Source organism: Terrabacter sp. RAF57 (assembly GCF_052113925.1).
Lineage (GTDB): Bacteria > Actinomycetota > Actinomycetes > Actinomycetales > Dermatophilaceae > Terrabacter.
Map to the genome: position 1 here is coordinate 117,335 of NZ_JBFRDT010000008.1, position 16,532 is coordinate 133,866.

A 16,532-nucleotide genomic window follows, 5' to 3' on the forward strand; every position below is an offset into this window, starting at 1 on the left:
GGATCACTCACGGGTTGAGGGCGAAGTCGCTGATCGCGCCGGCCTCGACGGAGAACTTCTTGAGGGCCGCCTCGTAGCTGCCGTCCTTCTGCGTGGCCTTGAGCGCCTCGACGAGGAGGTTGGCGAAGTCCGTCTGGTCCTTCGGCACGACATAGCCGTAGGGCGCGGAGTCGTAGATGTCGCCGAGCGCCTCGAGCTGCCCGGTCTGCTTGACGGCGTAGAGACCGACGGGGGAGTCGGCGAGCATCGCGTCGGTCTTGCCGCTGACGACGTCGGCCGTGACCTGGTCCTGCCCCTCCTGGACGATCTGGTTGATGGCTGGCTTGCCGGCATCGGTGCACTTCTTGCTGCGGGCGGTGAGGTCGTCGATCTGCACGGTGCCCTTCTGGACGCCGATGTTGCGGCCGCAGGCGTCGTCGAGCTTGACACCCTTGGGGTTGCCCTTGGCGACGACCCACTGGGTGCCGGCCTTGTAGTAGCTCACCATGTTGACCTGCTTCTTGCGGTCCGGGTTGATGGTGAAGCTCGAGACGCCGACGTCGTACTTGCCACCCGTCACGCCGAGGATGATCGAGTCGAAGCCCGCGGGGACCCACTCGGTCTTGAGGCCGAGCTTGGCCGCCACGGCGTTGAAGACGTCGACGTCGAAGCCCTCGACCGTCTTGCCGTCGCCCGCGAGCATCTCGCTGGGGGCGTACGTCGGGTCGGTGCCGATGACGATCTTGCCCGCCGACTTCAGCTTGGCGGGGACCTTGGCCGCGAGGGCCTGGTCGACGCCGCCGCCGGCGGCCGTCCCGGCGGGGGTGTTGCCCGCACCCGGCGAGCTGGACAGCGAGTCCGACCCACAGGCGGAGAGCGTGAGGCCGGCGGCGACGAAGCCGGTGACGGCGATGAGGGACATGCGACGCATCAAGATGGTCCTTCCGGGGCGAACGCGGTCATTCAGGTGCGGGCGCTACGGTGCGCCGGCTGATTGGCCGATCCTGCCATCTTTCGGTGCGGGTGCCCACGGATGCGGCCGAACCGTTAGCGGGCACACAGGAACGCTCCCGACGCGGCCTCGCCGGGCGCACGTCGAGGGGTCGGTTAACGTCCTCGGCGCCCGCTCGGGTAGTCTTTGTCCCAGTGGCCCGCCCAGTTCTGCCTCGGGCCGCTTCTTCTTGGCCTGGCGGAGTGTCGCCGGCCCCGTCGATTCGCTCTTGCGCCGCGACACCTCACAGCTGAGGCCCTTCGCGCCGGGCAGAACGACCGCTTCCACGTTTTGGAGTACCCACCTGTGTCCACTGACACGAACTTCGCCGTTCTCGGCGTGCCCGCCGACCTCGTCACGATCCTCGACGGTCTCGGCATCACCACCCCGACGCCCATCCAGGCCGCGACGCTGCCCGACTCCCTCGCCGGGCGCGACGTCCTCGGCCGTGGCCGCACCGGCTCCGGCAAGACGTACGCCTTCCTGCTGCCGCTGCTGACCCGCCTCTCGCAGTCGCGTCGGAGCCGCCTGGCCCGTCGTCCGCGTGCCCTCATCCTCGCCCCGACCCGCGAGCTCGTGACGCAGATCGACACCGCGATGGCCCCGCTCGCCAAAGCGCTCGGCCTCAACTCGCAGACGATCTTCGGCGGCGTCGGCCAGAACCCGCAGGTCCAGGGCCTCCGGAACGGCGTCGACGTCATCGTCGCCTGCCCCGGCCGGCTCGAGGACCTCATGCAGCAGGGTCACGTCAACCTCGACAGCGTCGAGGTCACGATCCTCGACGAGGCCGACCACATGGCCGACCTCGGCTTCCTGCCGGGCGTGCGCCGGATCATGGAGAAGACGCCCCGCAACGGCCAGCGCCTCCTCTTCTCGGCGACGCTCGACGGCGCGATCAACGTGCTCGTCAACAAGTTCCTGCACCAGCCCGTGACGCACGAGGCCGACTCGGCGCAGTCGCCCGTCTCGACGATGAGCCACCACGTGCTCCACGTCGACAACGGCTCGCACCTGCCGGTCATCCTCGACCTCACCGCGGCCCCCGGCCGCAAGGTCGTCTTCACTCGCACCAAGCACCGGGCCAAGAAGCTCGCCAAGCAGCTCAACGCCTCGGGAGTTCCGGCCGTCGAGCTGCACGGCAACCTCAGCCAGGGTGCCCGCACGCGCAACATGGACGACTTCCACTCGGGCCGCGCGCAGACGCTCGTCGCGACCGACATCGCCGCCCGTGGCATCCACGTCGACGACGTCGCGCTCGTCATCCACGCCGACCCGCCGGTCGAGCACAAGGCGTACCTGCACCGCTCGGGTCGCACGGCCCGCGCCGGCAACGACGGCATCGTCGTCACGATGATGCTGGACGAGCAGGTGCGCGACGTGCGCGACCTGACCCGCAAGGCCGGCATCAAGCCGACGACGACGCGCGTCCAGCTCGGCCACCCGCTGCTGACCGAGCTCGCCCCCGGCGACCGGTCGTATGCCGGCGGACTCGTCCGCGAGGACGCCCCGGCCCGCTCGGGCTCGAGCTCGAACTCGGCGTCCGGCGGCTCCGGCCGCGGCCGTGGTCGTGCACGTGGCCAGGGCGGTAGCGGCGCTGCCGCCGGTGGTGGCCGCGGCGCAGGTCGCGGGGCCGGCGAGGGCGCTCGGGGGCCCGGTGCCGGTGGTCGCGGCTCGGGTCGTGGTCGCTCCGGCCAGAGCGCCGAGGGCCAGGGCGGCGGTCGCCGCTCGGGCGGTGCCGGCAACGGTGGCGGCTCCGGCCGTCGCGGCGGCTCCTCGACCGTCTACTCGACGAGCAGCGGCGGCAGCGCCGCGGCGTTCTCCGCCGGCACCCGTGCCGGTGGCCGCCGCTCCCGCTGACCCAGCGCACGTCAACCGTCAAGAGGCCAAGGTTCGTCACGAACCTTGGCCTCTCGACGGTCTGGCACCCGCGAACCTTGGCCTCTCGACGAGCAGGACCCGCGAACTTTGGCCTTTCGACGGTTCAGGGTCAGGGGCGCTTGAGACTGCGGCTCCGGCCGCGGAACTCGGCGATGATCTGACCGTCGGACTCCCGCTTGACCGTCACATCCGTGATGCCGCTGCGCCCGAATGCCGAGCGCACGTGGCCATCGGCGACGAGCACGTCACCGAGCCGGCCCGGCGCGGTGAAGGAGATGTCGGCCCCGGCCGCCACCGTGAGGCGCCCCCGCGAGTTGCAGGCGAGCGCGAAGCACGAATCGGCCAGGGTGAAGATGTAGCCGCCGTGGCAGATGGCGTGACCGTTGACCATGTCGTCGCGGATCGCCATCCGCACGACGGCGTGGTCCTGCTCGACGACGGCGGCCTCCATGCCGAGGCGTCGCGAGGCCACGTCGTCGTCCCACATCTGCCGGGCGAACGCGACCCCGGCCTCGCCGTCCTGGCCGTCCCCACCACCGGCGGGCAGCTGGGTCTCGCTCACGTCAGGCTCCCGTCGGTCAGGGCCGGGCTCGGCCGGTAGCGACCACCGGGGAAGGCCTCGTCGAGCTCGGTGAGCTGCCGGGCGACGACGTCGAAGCCGATCTCTCGGCCCCACGCGATGGGCCCCTTCGGGTAGCGCGTGCCGAGCTGCATCGCCGTGTCGACGTCGTCGACGCTCGCCTCACCGCGGGCTACGAGGTCGACGGCCTCGTTGACGAGCATCGCGAGCGTGCGCGCGAGCGGGTCGGTCGCGACCGGTCCACCGACGAGGCGCTCGGCGAGCTCGACGTCCGGCTCGGCAGCGGTGACCGAGCCGTCGGCGGCATACGCGTACACCCCCGAGCCCGTCTTGCGGCCGAGCCGGCCGGCCTCGACGAGACCCTGCTGGAAGGCGGTCGGCGCGTAGCGCTCGTCACGTCCCGTCTGCTCCCACACCGACGTGCCGACGGCGAGGTTGACGTCCTGCCCGATGAAGTCGGTGAGCTCGAGCGGCCCCATCGGGAAGCCGCCCCTCTCGCGGAGCGCCCAGTCCACGGTCGCCGCGTCGGCAACCCCGCTCTCGACGATGCGCTGCGCCTCGCCGTAGAAGGGACGCGCGACGCGGTTGACGATGAAGCCCGGGGTGGAGCTGCACCGCACCGGCGTCTTGCCCCAGGCGTCCATGAGCGCGACGGCGTGCTCGACGAAGGCCCGCGCGGTGCGCTCGCCGTGCACCACCTCGACGAGCCGCATGACGGGCGGCGGGTTGAAGAAGTGCAGTCCGAGCACCCGCTCCGGGTCGGCCACCTCGGCGGCGATGTCGTCGATGTCGATGCTCGACGTGTTCGTCGCGAGCACCGTCGTCGACGGCTGGACGTCGGCGAGGTCGGCGAAGATCCGGCGCTTGAGGTCGAGGTCCTCGGGCACGGCCTCGATGACGAGCCCGCACTCGGGCAGCTCCTCGACCGACGCGGCCGGGGTGATGCGTGCCAGCACCGCCGACGCGTCCTCGTCGGACAGGCGACCCTTGTCCACGAGCCGCTTGAGGGCAGCGCCGATCGTGTCGACGGCACCCGCCGCGGCGCCCGGCACCGAGTCGACGAGGGTGACCGCGTGGCCCGCGGTGGCCGCCACCTGGGCGATGCCGGCCCCCATGGCCCCCGCCCCGATGACGCCGACGGGTCCGAAGGCGGACTGGTCGGGGTGGTCCGTGCTGGCCTCGGTGGTGTCCGTGTCCATGCCCGCCATCCTGCCGCGTGGGCCGCCCCGGGTGCGCGGCGGGCGGTCGCGGACCGCCCGTGACGGGATACGACTGAGGTCTGGAGCGGGGCTAGCATCGACCCGTGACTGCACCGGCAACGACGCCCACCCACCCCCTGCTCGACGCGCACGCGGGAGTCCTCGACGAGATCCGTCAGGCCCTGGCAAGCCGCAGCTGGTACTCCCGCTACCCCGAGTCGCCCAGCCCCCGCGTCTACGGCGAGACCGCCGCGGCCGACGGGCTCGCCGCGCACGAGGCCCACCTGGACGGGGCGTATGCCGCCCTGTCGAGCCAGCCGACCGACGGCACCCTCGTGGGGAGCGAGGTCTCCCCCTACGGACCGACGCTCGGCGCGACCTACCCGGCGCTCGACGTGGATGCCGGGCTCGCGGCCGCACGCGCGGCGATGGCGGCCTGGCGAGACGCGGGTCCGCAGGTGCGGGCCGCGGTGTGCGTCGAGATCGTCGACCGCATCAACAAACGCAGCTTCGAGATCGCCAACGCCGTCATGCACACGTCTGGGCAGCCCTTCGTCATGTCGTTCCAGGCCGGCGGCCCGCACGCCCAGGACCGGGCGATCGAGGCGATCGCGGCGGGGCTCGTCGAGCAGGAGCGCGTGCCCGCGTCGGTCGTCTGGGAGAAGCCGGGCCGTGACCGCGAGGGCAAGCCCGCGCCGACGCGGATGCAGAAGGACTACCGACTCGTGCCGCGCGGGGTCGCGCTCGTCATCGGGTGCAACACCTTCCCGACGTGGAACGCCTACCCCGGCATCTTCGCCTCGCTCGTCACCGGCAACGCGGTCGTCGTCAAGCCGCATCCCCGCGCCGTGCTGCCGCTCGCGATCTCCGTCGAGGTCGCGCGGTCGGTGCTCGCCGAGGCCGGCTTCGACCCCGCACTCGTGCAGCTCGCGGCCGAGGCCGACGGGCAGGGTCTCGCGAAGACCCTCGCCGAGCGCGACGAGGTCGCGATCATCGACTACACCGGAGGCCCGACCTTCGGGGCCTGGCTCGAGGAGTCGGCGGCCGCGCACGGCAAGCTCGTCTACACCGAGAAGGCCGGCCTCAACTCGATCGTCGTCGACTCGACCGACGACCTGCGCGGGATGCTCGGCAACCTCGCCTTCAGCCTCACGCTCTACTCCGGCCAGATGTGCACCGCCCCGCAGAACCTCTACGTGCCCGAGGGGGGCGTCGACACCGACGAGGGCCACCTGACCTTCGACGAGTTCGGCGAGCGACTGGCCGGCGCCGTCGGCCGGCTCACCGGTGACGACGCCAAGGCCGTCGAGCTGCTCGGGGCCACGGTCAACGACCAGGTCCGCTCCAACGCAGACTCCCTCGCCTCGATCGCCGAGGACGCCGACGGCCACGTCGTCCTCGACTCGCGTCGCGTCGCGCACCCGACGTGGGGCGACGCCGTCGTGCGCGCCCCGGGTCTCGTCGCCGTCGACGTCGCCCGCGAGGACGTCTACACCCAGGAGTGCTTCGGTCCCGTCGGCTTCCTCATCCGGACGGCCTCGACGGAGCAGTCGCTCGCGCAGCTCGCCGACACGGTGCGCGAGCACGGTGCCATGACCGCCGCTGTCTACTCGACGAGCGACGCGGTGCTCGATGCGGCGCGTGACGCGGCGGCCGAGGGCGGGGTCGCCCTGTCCGAGAACCTGACGGGGCAGATCTTCGTCAACCAGACGGCTGCCTTCTCCGACTTCCACGGCACCGGGGCCAACCCGGCCGCGAACTCCGCCTACACCGACGCCGCCTTCGTCGCGAACCGCTTCCGCGTCATCACGTCGCGCCGTCACGTCTGAGCTGCTGATGGTCCTCGCTCCAGTTCAGCTCGACCGGGCGACCTTGCAACGCAAGGTGGTCCGCACTCTCGTCGGGTCGCAGATCCTCAGCGGGGTCGGCATGGCCTGCGGCATCGCCGTCGGCGCGCTGATCGCCGAGGACCTCAGCGGCACCGAGGCGCTCGCCGGTGTCGGCACGACAGCCCAGGTGCTCGGCACCGCGCTGCTGACGATCCCCGTCGCCCGCGCGACGGCCGCAAGGGGCCGCCGCGTCGGGCTGCGCTGGGGTCTGGCCGTGGCTTTCGTCGGAGCGTCGCTCGTGCTCGTGGCGGCCGTGCTCCGTTCGTTCCCCCTCTTCGTCGTCGGCATGTTCCTCTTCGGCGGCGGCACGACCGCCAACAACCAGACGCGGTATGCCGCCGCCGACCTCGCGGACCCGGCGCGCCGCGGGCGCGACCTGTCGATCGTCGTGTGGGCCACGACGATCGGCTCGGTGGTCGGACCGAACCTCGTCGGACCGGGCAAGGCGCTGGCGCACCGTCTCGGGTTGCCCGAGCTGGCCGGGACGTTCGTCTTCTCCCTCGTCGGCTTCGTGGCCGCCTGGCTCGTCGTCGACCGGCTGCTGCGGCCCGACCCGCTGCTCACGGCGCGTGCCCTCGACGCCGCTCACCGTGAGGAGGGGCGCCGGGCTGCCGCGCCCGACGTCGTGGCCGACCCGGCATCCGGCGGCGTCGCCGACGTGCCGAACCACGACGGCTCGATGCGCCGCGGCCTCGCCGTGGTGCGGTCGAACCCGCGCGCGCTCCAGGCGATCCTCGTCATGGCGCTCGGCCACCTCGTCATGGTCAGCGTCATGGTCATGACGCCGATCCACATGAAGCACGGTCACGCGGAGCTCGAGGTCATCGGCTTCGTCATCTCGGTGCACATCCTCGGGATGTTCGCCCTGTCGCCGCTCGTGGGGGCGGCCGTCGACCGGTGGGGCGCCCCGCCGGTCGCCATGACGGGCGGCGTCGTGCTCACGGTCGCATCGCTGCTCGCGTCTCGCTCCCAGGCCGGCTGGTCCGGCCTGTTGCTCGTCGCCCTCTTCCTGCTCGGCGTGGGGTGGTCGTGCACCCTCGTGTCGGGCTCGACCCTGCTCACGTCGGTCGTCACGACCGACGAGCGTCCCGCCACCCAGGGACTCGCCGACGTGCTCATGGGTCTCGCTGGTGCCGGGGGAGGCGTGGCGGCCGGCATCGTCGTCGGGTCGCTCGGCTACTCGGCGCTCGCGTCGGGGTCGGCCGCGGTCGGCGTCGTCATCCTCGTCGTCGGCGCGGCCCGGGTGCGTCGCACCGCCGCGGACGTCAGCTGAGCAGCGTCAGCACGAAGCCGATGAGTGGCAGCGTGCCCTGGGTCAGGGCGGCGCGCACGTAGCTGCGGCCGGTCGTGACGAGCACCGCGGCCRCGGCCGCCATCGAGCCCGTGCAGAAGAGGGCGAGGGTGCGCCCGGCCGTGTCGTGGCCGGTCCACCAGAGCACGAGGCCGAGCGCGGCGCCGATGCCGAGGAAGAGGTTGTAGAAGCCCTGGTTGTAGGCCATCGGCCGGGTCACGTCGGCAGCCGCCTGGTCCGCGACGCCGAAGCGCTTCCACACCTCGGGGCGGGTCCAGCCGACGCTCTCCATCCAGAAGATGAAGAAGTGCAGCAGTGCGGCCAGCCCGACGAACACGTTCGCGGCGATCTTCATGATCGGATCGTAGGGGTCCGGGACCCGCAGGGCGTGGCCTCTCGCCGTGTGGAGACCCGCAGATCGTGGCCTCTCCACGTGTGGAGGAGGCCCGGGCGGTCAGGCGGTGATGCGCAGGGTGCTCGTGCGGTCGGACGTGACGAGCACCTCGATGCGATCGGCGATCCGCGACTTCAGCTCGGTGACGTGGCTGACGATGCCGACGGTGCGGCCCCCCTCGCGCAACCCCTCGAGGGTGTGCATGACGTCGTCGAGCACGTCGGGGTCGAGGGTGCCGAAGCCTTCATCGACGAAGAGCGTGCCGAGGTCGACGCCGCCGGACTCGGCACGCACGACCTCGGCGAGGGCGAGGGCGAGCGACAGGGAGACGTAGAAGGTCTCACCGCCGGAGAGGGTGCCGACCTCGCGGACCTGGTTGGTGTGCATGTCGTGGACGCGCACCCCGAGCCCGGACTTGGCGTTGCCCTTCTTGGCGTCGGTGTGCTCGAGCGTGTAGCGGCCGCCGGAGAAACGGCCGAGCTCGGTGTTGGCCGCCGACAGCACCTCGGTGAAGCGGCGGATGAGGACGTACTTCGCGAGGTCGAGGTTCAGCTGGTTGTCGCCGTTGCCCGCGACGAGCTGGCCGACCCGTACGGCGTCGGCGGTCGAGGCGATGACGGCGGCGTTGCGGGCCATCGCCTCGCGGATGTCGGTGACCCGTCGCTTGGTGCGCGTCACCTGGTCACGGAGGCTTCCGTGCTCGTTGCTCGCGGCCTCCATGTCCTTCTTCGCGGCGGCCGCGAGGGCCTCGAGCTGCTCGATGTCGTCGAAGAGGGCGTCGAGCTGGACGTCGGCAAGCTCTGGCCCGGTCAGCCCAGCGCGCACCTGGGTGCAGGCCCGCTCGAACTCCGCGATCTCCTGGGTCTTGGCATTGATCCACTCGGCGCCGCGGTCGGCCGCCATCCACTCGGCGACGTCGGCGAAGCCGAACTGCGCGAGGTCGGCGTCGCGCGCCGCGGTGTCCTCGGCGACCGACGAGGCAGCGACGTCACGCTGCCCGAGAGCGTCGACGAGGGAGTCGATGCGGCTGGCGCCGGCGACGAGGGCCTCGCGTCGCGCGGTGACGCTGGGGTGGCCGTCACGGGCCTGCTCGACGACGACCGTCTCCTCGGCGATGCGGCCGTCGAGGTCGACGACCGACTGCTCGCCGCGCGCGAGATCGGCCAGGAGCCGGGCGGCCTCGGCGCTGAGCGTGTCGACGCGGTGGCGCAGCTCGGTCACACGCGCCGCCCCGGCCTCGACGTCGGCCCGGGCCTGCACCGAGGYCGCGAGCTCGTGCGCCGCCGCCTCGGCCCGGGCGCGTGCCTCGGTCACGTCGAGCCCCTCGCACCGGGCCGCGAGCTCGCGCACCTCTGACCGGAGGGCCCCGAGGGCCTCCGCGGTGGTGGCGGCCTGCTCGCGCAGCCCGACGACGCGGGACTCCTCGGCGTCGATCTGCTCGGGGGTGACGGCGTCGAGGGTCGGGCGGGCAGGGGAGGGGTGCTCGACGGACCCGCACACGGGGCACGGGTCGCCGCCGACGAGCGAGAGCCCGAGCTCGCCGGCGATGCCGTCGATGCGTGCCCGGCGCAGCCCCGCGAGCGACGACTCGGCCGCCGCCACGGTGCCCAACGCCTCGATCGCGAGCGCCTCGGCCCGCGGCACCCGGGTCACCGCGGCCGCGTGGGCCACCGCAGCCTCGAGACGGGCCCTCGCCCGCTCGCCCTCGGCGGCGCGCCCGTCGAGCAGCGCCGCCAGCCGGCGCGCCTCGGTGAGCGCCGCCTCGTGCGTGGCGATGGTGCCGGGGAGGGCCTCGAGCTCGCTCGTCAGCGACGCCACCGACCGTCGTGTGCCGTCGAGCCGTTCGCGCAGCCGCGCCAGCTCCGCGATGCGGCCGGCGAGCGCGCCCTCGAGCGCGATGGCACCGGTGAGGGAGCCGACGACCTCACGGGCCTGGGCGGCGGCCTCGCGCAGCGCGGCCGGTCCACGGTCGCGCAGGGCCGGGTCGACGCGGGCGCGGGCCTGCGCCAGGGCACCCTCGGCGCGCTTGAGTGTCGCCTCGGACAGAGCCAGGGTGCGCACGGCACCGGCGACGGGACGTGCCTGGCGCGCCCGCGCCACCTCGTCGCCGAGCTGCTGGAAGGCCACCGCCTGCTTGCCGAGGTCGTGCTCCTGCTGCTGGAGCTGGATGAGCCGCTCGCGGCGCTGCATGCGCAGCCGGGCGTCGCTGACCATGTCGGCCATCTGCTTGTGCGTCTCGATGGCCTCGCGGCTCGCCTTGCCCGCGTGGCGCTCACGCGTCGTCAGCTCGTCGACGACCTGGGCCAGCTCGGCGTCGAGGGACTCCGGCGTCGTGCGGCTCAGGTCCTCGAGCTCGTCGCGCCGTTCGGTCTCGAGCCCGGCCGACACCGCCAGGGCGTGCACCGCGAGCCGGATCTCGTCGACCGCGGACTGGCGCCTGGCCTGCGCGGCCCGCCCGGCCTCGACGATCTCGTCCTGGACCCGGCGGAAGAACGCCGTGCCGAAGACCTTCTCGAGGAGCTTGCCCTTGTCCTCGGACCTGGCGCGCAGGAACGTCGCGAACTCGCCCTGCGGCAGGATCACGGTCTGCACGAACTGGTCGCGGGTGAGCCCGACAGCGCGGGTGATCTCGTCGTCGCAGTCCCCGATGTTGGTCGAGAGCAGCTCGCCGCCCTCGAGGTCGTCGGGCGTCTGGAGGCGCCACAGCTTGATCGTCGGCTGCTGCACCGTCGTGCCGTCGCCGCGCGACTTGGGGCGCTCGAAGCGCGGCGTTCGCTGGACGCGGTAGAGCCCCGACTGCGTCTCGAAGACGAGCACGACGACCGGCACGGTGCGCGGGTCGGCGTGGTGGGAGTGGATGCGCTCGACGTCGGCCGAGGCCTGCGCGACCTTGCCGTAGAGGGCGAAGGTGATGGCGTCGATGATCGTCGACTTGCCCGACCCGGTGGGCCCCTCGAGCAGGAAGAGGCCGGCGCGCCCGACGGTGGTGAAGTCGATGACCTCGGTGCCCGCATACGGCCCGATGGCCGTCATGGACAGGTGGTGCAGCTGCACGTCACGCCACCTCCTGCGCCTCGGCCCGGTGCTGGGCCCGGACGGCGGCCTCGAAGCCGGCCTCGAAGACGTCGATCTCGCCGCCGCTCGCCTCGGTCTTGGTGACGTAGGCGATGAAGTCGGAGCCGAGCTCGCGGGGGTCGCGCTCGCTGACGACTGTCGTGCCGCCTCGCCCGCGGTCGATGGCGCCCTCGGGCTCGTGGAAGACCTGCAGGGCGTGCGGGAAGCGGGACTTGAGGCGGTCCATGAGCGAGTCGGGGCGCACCCGGTCGGTGACCGTGACGCGCACCCACGCGGCCTCGGCGCTCGCGAACGACGGCGACTCGAGCAGCTCGTCGAGGCGACCGCGCAGCGTCGCCATGGCGCGCGGCTGTGCGATCTCGACCGGGGTCACCCGGGCGGGGCCGGACGCGTCGAGGTCGACGAGGAGCACGACCTTCTCGTGGTCCTGCTCGGAGAACGAGTAGCGCAGCGGCGACCCCGAGTAACGCACGACCGAGCCGTCTGCGGACTCCGGCGCCTGCGGCCCGTGGAGGTGCCCGAGCGCGGCGTAGTCGATGCCGGCGAAGACGGTGCCGGCCACCCGGTCGACGCCGCCGACCATGATCGAGCGCTCGGAGTCGCTCGGCTCGGCACCCGCCACGAACGCGTGGGCCAGCACGACCGACCGCACCCCGGGCCGTTCGGCGAGGTCGGCGCGGATGCGGTCGCACGCCGCACCCACGACGGCCTGGTGCGACCGGGGCAGCGGCTCGCCACCTCCTGCCAGCGCAACGCGCGCGTGGTCGGGGTCGAGGTAGGGGATGCCGTAGACCACGGCCTGCACGCCGTCGCTGCCCCCGAGCCGGACCGGGAGGTCGAGCTGGCCGAGGTCGGTGACCATGCGGATGCTCTCGCGGAAGAGGCCGGCGCCGTAGCCGAGGCGGATCGCCGAGTCGTGGTTGCCCGACGTGACGACGACGGTCGTGACGGCCGAGAGCCGGGACAGCGTCCACTCGAAGAGCTGGACCGACTCGACGGGCGGCACCCCGCGGTCGTAGACGTCGCCCGCGACGAGCACCGCGTCGATCGGGATGCCGTCGGGCGGGTCCTCGACGAGCTCGCAGATGCGCTCGAGCACGGCTGACTGCGCCTCGTGGAGGTTCACGCCGTGGAGCGTGCGCCCGAGGTGCCAGTCGGAGGTGTGGAGCAACCGCATGCCACGACGGTAGGTCCCCACGCCGACACCCTCCCAGCCGACACCCCGGTGCCGCGCTCGGCCCTCGGCGAACGGTCGCGCGCCCGGCGGACCGTCGGAACCGGCACCTACCGTGCCCGCATGGAGACTCCCGAGCGTCCCCGCGTCGCCGTCTGCAACCAGGTCGGCGTCGACGGGAGGGTCGCCGGCTTCGACACCTACCCCGACCGCTACCACCGCCTCGGCTTCCGGTGGCCCTGCGACGCGATCCTCATGGGCAGCACGACCGCCCTCGTCGTCGGGCCGACCGAGACCGAGGAGGACCACCAGCGCACACTCCCGACCCGACCGCGCCTTCGCCGTGAGCCTCGTCGACGAGATCGTCGTCCTGCTCGACCCCGTCGTCTCGAACGACCCGGACGGCCAGCGGCTCGTCACGCTGCCCCACGCCGGGCCACCCGGCGGCATACGCCTGCGAGTGGGTGACGTCGAGCGCTTCGACGACGGCGCGCTCCTCCTGCGCTACGCGACGGCCACCGACCGGGCTCCTACTGGCTGAGCTGGAGATCCATCCGTTCGAGGAGGGCCTCGAGGGCCTCCTCGAAGTCCACCTCGACCCGGTCCTCCTCGAGCTTCGGAGCCAGCCGCTGCACGGTGGGGAAGGCGTCCAGGGGCAGCGTCCCGTCGTCGTTGGGCTGGTGGGCCCCGCCCTCGTCCAGAGGCGTCTCCGGCCCCGAGAACTGCGCCCCCCGGGCGGCCGACTCGAGCAGCAGGTGGCCGAGCAGGAAGCTCGTGTAGGTGCGGTAGGCCCACACGGCCTGGTCCTCGGTGAAGCCGCGCTGCATCAACCCGTTGAGGAACTCCTCGACCACCGCGAGGCTGCGCAGGGGAGGCCGCAGCCACGGCGCCGCCGGGTGTCGCGTGGCGATCAGGGGGAAGGCCAGCGGGTGGTCGAGGGAGAGCCGTCGCACGTTGTGCGCCATCCACTGCAGGAACGCCTGCCAGCCGTCGGAGGGCTCCATGCGCGTGCCGGGGTCGATCTCGAGCGAGGCCACGAGGCGGTCGACGACTCCCTCGAGGAGGTCCTCGCGCCCGTTGACGTAGCGGTAGAGGGCCATGGCCTCGACCCCGAGACGTGCGCCGAGACGGCGCATGGTCAGTGCGTTGACACCCTCGGCGTCGACGAGCGCGATGGCTTCGTCGACGATGCGGTCTCGGGTGAGGCGGTGCCTTCCGTCGGCGCGGCCTGCTCCGGCCGCCTCCTCCAGCTCGGGCGGGGCTCCCGGGGTCGTCATGGCTGCTCCTCGGACGCTCGGCGGTCGTTCCCTCGAGTCCATCATGCCCGGCTGGCACCGCCAACGCCGCGGTAGAACGCGAACGGGCGGAACCCCATGGGGATTCCGCCCGTTCGAGGGCCGGTTCGACCGGAGTGGACGTCAGTACGTGCTCTGACCGCCGCTGGTCGGGCGGTAGTGGCTGTCGGGCTGGCCGTCGGCCTCGAACGCCGTGGTCCGGGTCGGGTCGAAGGACGCCGTGTGCTGACCCGTCTCGGCCCGCCCGTGGTAGAAGTCGTCAGCCGAAGCGGCCTCCTGGGGTGCCGGGGTGGTGGTGTCGCCCCCGTCGTGACGCGCCTTCGCCTGACGTGCCTGCTCGGCGATGCCCGGGGCCTGTCGTACCTGCTCGCGGACCCGGCCGGTCTCCTCGGCCAGGGTGTCGAGGTAGCCCTCCCAGCGAGCCTGCATCGGCTTGACGAGGCCGCCTCCGACGCCGACGACGATCACGCCGGCCACGGTCGCCAGCACGGCGATGAGCACCGGCATCGTCACGGTGGTGGCGATACCGACCTGCCCCAGGGCGGCGATGATGCCGAGCCCCAGGATGAAGATGCTGGCGATGTTGGCGAGCAGCTTGCCGTAGGACAGGCCGCCCAGGGTGTTGGTGATGAGCTCGCGCACGGCAGCGGCGATCGCAGCGGCCACGACGACGATGACGATGGCCACGACGGCCTTGGGCAGGAATGCGATGACACCGCTGAGCAGGTCACTGATCGGGTTGGGGCCCCAGATGCCGAAGGCGAGCTGGAGCACGAAGAGGAGCAGGGCGTAGTAGACGATCTTGCCGACGATGGTCGACGCGTCGTACTCGCTCCTGGCCAGTGCGCGCTTGATGCCTCCGCGCTCGACGGCGCGGTCGAAACCGACCCGCTCGAGGACCTTGTCGACGACCTTCCCGATGGCCTTGGCGACGAGCCAGCCGATCACGAGGATGACCAGGAAGGCCAAGAACTTGGGTACGAAGAGCGCCACGGACCTCCACAGGTCCGTCAGTGCCGTGCTGATGTTGTCCACGAGAGTCTCCAGGGAGTCGATGGTTTACGTTGTAAACGCCAGTCGGGTGGTACCTACCCGGCCTGCCTCGGCGGGAAACCTCGACGATCGCTGGGCGGAGGGGACGCCGACGTCCGGACATGCCAAGAGCCCGCCCTCCACGTGGAAGGCGGGCTCAGGGCATACGCGCTCTGGGCGAAGGGACCTCAGTCGGTCTTGATGAAGCTGAGCAGCATCGACACGAACGTGATGATGAGGCCGCCGAAGACGGCGTCCCAGAAGAAGTGCTCGACGTGGAACGGCAGGTCGAGCTTGCCGGCCAGCCACGACGTCAGCTCCAGCATCAGGGCGTTGACGATGAAGACGAACAGGCCCAGCGTCAGGATGATGAGCGGCAGCGAGATGAGCTTGATGATCGGCTTGATGAAGGCGTTCAGGATGCCGAAGATCAGGGCCACGAGGACGACGGTCCAGATGACCTGACCCGTCGAGCCACCGCCGAACGTGATGCCGGGGATGGCCCACGCGGCCACCCCCAGGGCGACGGCGTTGACCACCGTCCGAAGCGCGAAGTTGAGGAGCATGCGCTCAGTGTTCCACGGGCGCAGGCGCCTCGGCGGGAAGACCGGGGTGCTCGTCGCCGGGGATCCGCGGCTGGAACATCGCGTTGAGACGCAACAGGTCCGGCTCGACCATCTTGAGCGAGCCGATGGCCTCGGCGACGGGCACGCGCTCGATGCGGCCCTTCTGCAGGGCGACCATCTGGCCCCACGCCCCGTCGAGGGCGGCCTCGACCGCAGCCACGCCGAAGCGGGTGCCGAGGACTCTGTCGAAGGCGACGGGCGAGCCGCCGCGCTGGATGTGGCCGAGCGCGGTCATCCGGCTCTCGATGCCGGTGCGGCCCTGGATCTCGCGGGCGAGGATCGAGCCGATGCCGCCGAGGATCTGGTGGCCGTACTTGTCGACCTCGGGCGCCGGGATGTCCATCGTGCCGGCCTTGGGCAGCGCGCCCTCGGCGACGACGACGATCGTCGCGAAGCGACCCTTCTTGTGCCGGTGGACGATTCGCTCGCAGACCTCGTCGACGTCGAAGGGCTCCTCGGGCACGAGGGTGATCGCGGCGCCGCCGGCGAGGCCCGACCAGATCGCGATGTGGCCGACGTGGCGGCCCATGACCTCGACGACGAGGACGCGGTGGTGGCTCTCGGCCGTCGTGTGCAGTCGGTCGATGGCGTCGGTGCAGATCTGGACGGCGGTCTGGAAGCCGAACGTCATCTCGGTGAGGGAGATGTCGTTGTCGATCGTCTTGGGCACGCCGATGACGGGAAAACCGTTCTCGTGCAACCGGTTGACGACACCCATCGAGCCCTCGCCACCGATGCCGATGATGGCGTCGAGCCCGTGCCGGTCGTAGGCCTTGCGCACGCGCTTGAGGCCGTCCTCGTGGGCGAACGGCTGGTCGCGGCTCGTGCCGAGGATCGTGCCACCGAGGGRCAGGATGCCGCGGCACCGGTCGACGTCGAGGATCTCGTAGTCGTTGTCCATGACCCCGCGCCAGGCATTGCGGAAGCCGATGACGGTGCTGTCGTACGTGACCTCGGCGGCGCGGGTCGCGCCCCGGATGACGGCGTTGAGGCCGGGACAGTCCCCGCCCCCGGTGAGGATGCCGATGCGCATGATCTGACTTTCGTGAGGCTGGGCATGAAGAAGATGTCGAGGCGGCGGTGGCGCGACGATGTGAGCCTAGCCACAGACCGGCGTCGCCGTCAGGAG

General features: G+C 71.9%; 14 protein-coding genes. 4 read left to right on the top strand and 10 right to left on the bottom strand.

The features are described 5' to 3' along the window. Positions 1-7: 7 nt before the first annotated feature. A complete protein-coding gene (locus AB4Y83_RS11870; protein ID WP_442296998.1) occupies positions 8-910 on the bottom strand; it encodes an ABC transporter substrate-binding protein in 903 nt (300 codons plus the stop codon). 366 nt (positions 911-1,276) lie between these two features. Here AB4Y83_RS11870 and AB4Y83_RS11875 point away from each other — a divergent pair, with 366 nt between their 5' ends. Then, positions 1,277-2,827 carry a DEAD/DEAH box helicase gene (locus AB4Y83_RS11875; RefSeq protein WP_442296999.1) on the top strand — a complete coding sequence of 517 codons (1,551 nt, stop codon included), beginning with the start codon at positions 1,277-1,279 and terminating at the stop codon, positions 2,825-2,827. 130 nt (positions 2,828-2,957) lie between these two features. Here AB4Y83_RS11875 and paaI read toward each other — a convergent pair whose 3' ends face one another. Together paaI and AB4Y83_RS11885 are read right to left on the bottom strand one after the other, a co-directional pair. Further along, a complete protein-coding gene (gene paaI, locus AB4Y83_RS11880) occupies positions 2,958-3,410 on the bottom strand; it encodes a hydroxyphenylacetyl-CoA thioesterase PaaI (protein WP_442297000.1) in 453 nt (150 codons plus the stop codon). Continuing rightward, a complete protein-coding gene (locus AB4Y83_RS11885; RefSeq protein ID WP_442297001.1) occupies positions 3,407-4,627 on the bottom strand; it encodes a 3-hydroxyacyl-CoA dehydrogenase NAD-binding domain-containing protein in 1,221 nt (406 codons plus the stop codon). The genes paaI and AB4Y83_RS11885 overlap by 4 nt, the downstream gene beginning before the upstream one ends. A gap of 104 nt (positions 4,628-4,731) precedes the next feature. Here AB4Y83_RS11885 and paaN point away from each other — a divergent pair, with 104 nt between their 5' ends. After that, positions 4,732-6,456 (top strand): phenylacetic acid degradation protein PaaN, encoded by a 1,725-nt coding sequence (gene paaN / locus AB4Y83_RS11890; RefSeq protein WP_442297002.1) that lies wholly within the window; start codon positions 4,732-4,734, stop codon positions 6,454-6,456. A 55-nt stretch (positions 6,457-6,511) separates the two neighbouring features. Continuing rightward, entirely contained in the window at positions 6,512-7,789 is a 1,278-nt protein-coding gene (locus tag AB4Y83_RS11895; protein WP_442297003.1) for an MFS transporter, read from the top strand. Here the strand turns inward: AB4Y83_RS11895 and AB4Y83_RS11900 are convergent. The 3 genes from AB4Y83_RS11900 to AB4Y83_RS11910 form a co-directional block, all read right to left on the bottom strand. After that, positions 7,782-8,162 carry a DUF1304 domain-containing protein gene (locus tag AB4Y83_RS11900; RefSeq protein WP_442297004.1) on the bottom strand — a complete coding sequence of 127 codons (381 nt, stop codon included), beginning with the start codon at positions 8,160-8,162 and terminating at the stop codon, positions 7,782-7,784. The genes AB4Y83_RS11895 and AB4Y83_RS11900 overlap by 8 nt on opposite strands. A gap of 99 nt (positions 8,163-8,261) precedes the next feature. Further along, entirely contained in the window at positions 8,262-11,255 is a 2,994-nt protein-coding gene (locus AB4Y83_RS11905) for an AAA family ATPase (protein ID WP_442297005.1), read from the bottom strand. 1 nt (position 11,256) lies between these two features. Then, entirely contained in the window at positions 11,257-12,453 is a 1,197-nt protein-coding gene (locus AB4Y83_RS11910) for an exonuclease SbcCD subunit D (protein ID WP_442297006.1), read from the bottom strand. 340 nt (positions 12,454-12,793) lie between these two features. On the opposite strand from AB4Y83_RS11910, the gene AB4Y83_RS11915 reads away from it, so the two are divergent. After that, the gene (locus AB4Y83_RS11915; protein ID WP_442297007.1) at positions 12,794-12,991 is read left to right on the top strand and encodes a hypothetical protein; all 198 of its coding nucleotides are present in this window, start codon (positions 12,794-12,796) and stop codon (positions 12,989-12,991) included. Here the strand turns inward: AB4Y83_RS11915 and AB4Y83_RS11920 are convergent. From AB4Y83_RS11920 to AB4Y83_RS11935, 4 genes are all read right to left on the bottom strand, one after another. Next, on the bottom strand, positions 12,981-13,727 hold the full coding sequence (locus tag AB4Y83_RS11920) for a TetR/AcrR family transcriptional regulator (RefSeq protein WP_442297008.1): 747 nt from the start codon (positions 13,725-13,727) through the stop codon (positions 12,981-12,983). The genes AB4Y83_RS11915 and AB4Y83_RS11920 overlap by 11 nt on opposite strands. Before the next feature lie 141 nt (positions 13,728-13,868). Beyond that, positions 13,869-14,780 (bottom strand): mechanosensitive ion channel family protein, encoded by a 912-nt coding sequence (locus AB4Y83_RS11925; protein ID WP_442297009.1) that lies wholly within the window; start codon positions 14,778-14,780, stop codon positions 13,869-13,871. 185 nt (positions 14,781-14,965) lie between these two features. Next, entirely contained in the window at positions 14,966-15,343 is a 378-nt protein-coding gene (locus AB4Y83_RS11930; RefSeq protein ID WP_056775276.1) for a phage holin family protein, read from the bottom strand. A gap of 4 nt (positions 15,344-15,347) precedes the next feature. Next, a complete protein-coding gene (locus AB4Y83_RS11935; RefSeq protein ID WP_442297010.1) occupies positions 15,348-16,436 on the bottom strand; it encodes a 6-phosphofructokinase in 1,089 nt (362 codons plus the stop codon). Positions 16,437-16,532: the final 96 nt, after the last annotated feature.

What these genes read in the sequence shown, in the direction of transcription:
- AB4Y83_RS11870 (WP_442296998.1), bottom strand. Translation starts at nt 910, where the DNA reads ATGCGTCGCATGTCCCTCATCGCCGTCACCGGCTTCGTCGCCGCCGGC.
- AB4Y83_RS11885 (WP_442297001.1), bottom strand. Translation starts at nt 4,627, where the DNA reads ATGGACACGGACACCACCGAGGCCAGCACGGACCACCCCGACCAGTCC.
- AB4Y83_RS11910 (WP_442297006.1), bottom strand. Translation starts at nt 12,453, where the DNA reads ATGCGGTTGCTCCACACCTCCGACTGGCACCTCGGGCGCACGCTCCAC.
- AB4Y83_RS11920 (WP_442297008.1), bottom strand. Translation starts at nt 13,727, where the DNA reads ATGACGACCCCGGGAGCCCCGCCCGAGCTGGAGGAGGCGGCCGGAGCA.
- AB4Y83_RS11930 (WP_056775276.1), bottom strand. Translation starts at nt 15,343, where the DNA reads ATGCTCCTCAACTTCGCGCTTCGGACGGTGGTCAACGCCGTCGCCCTG.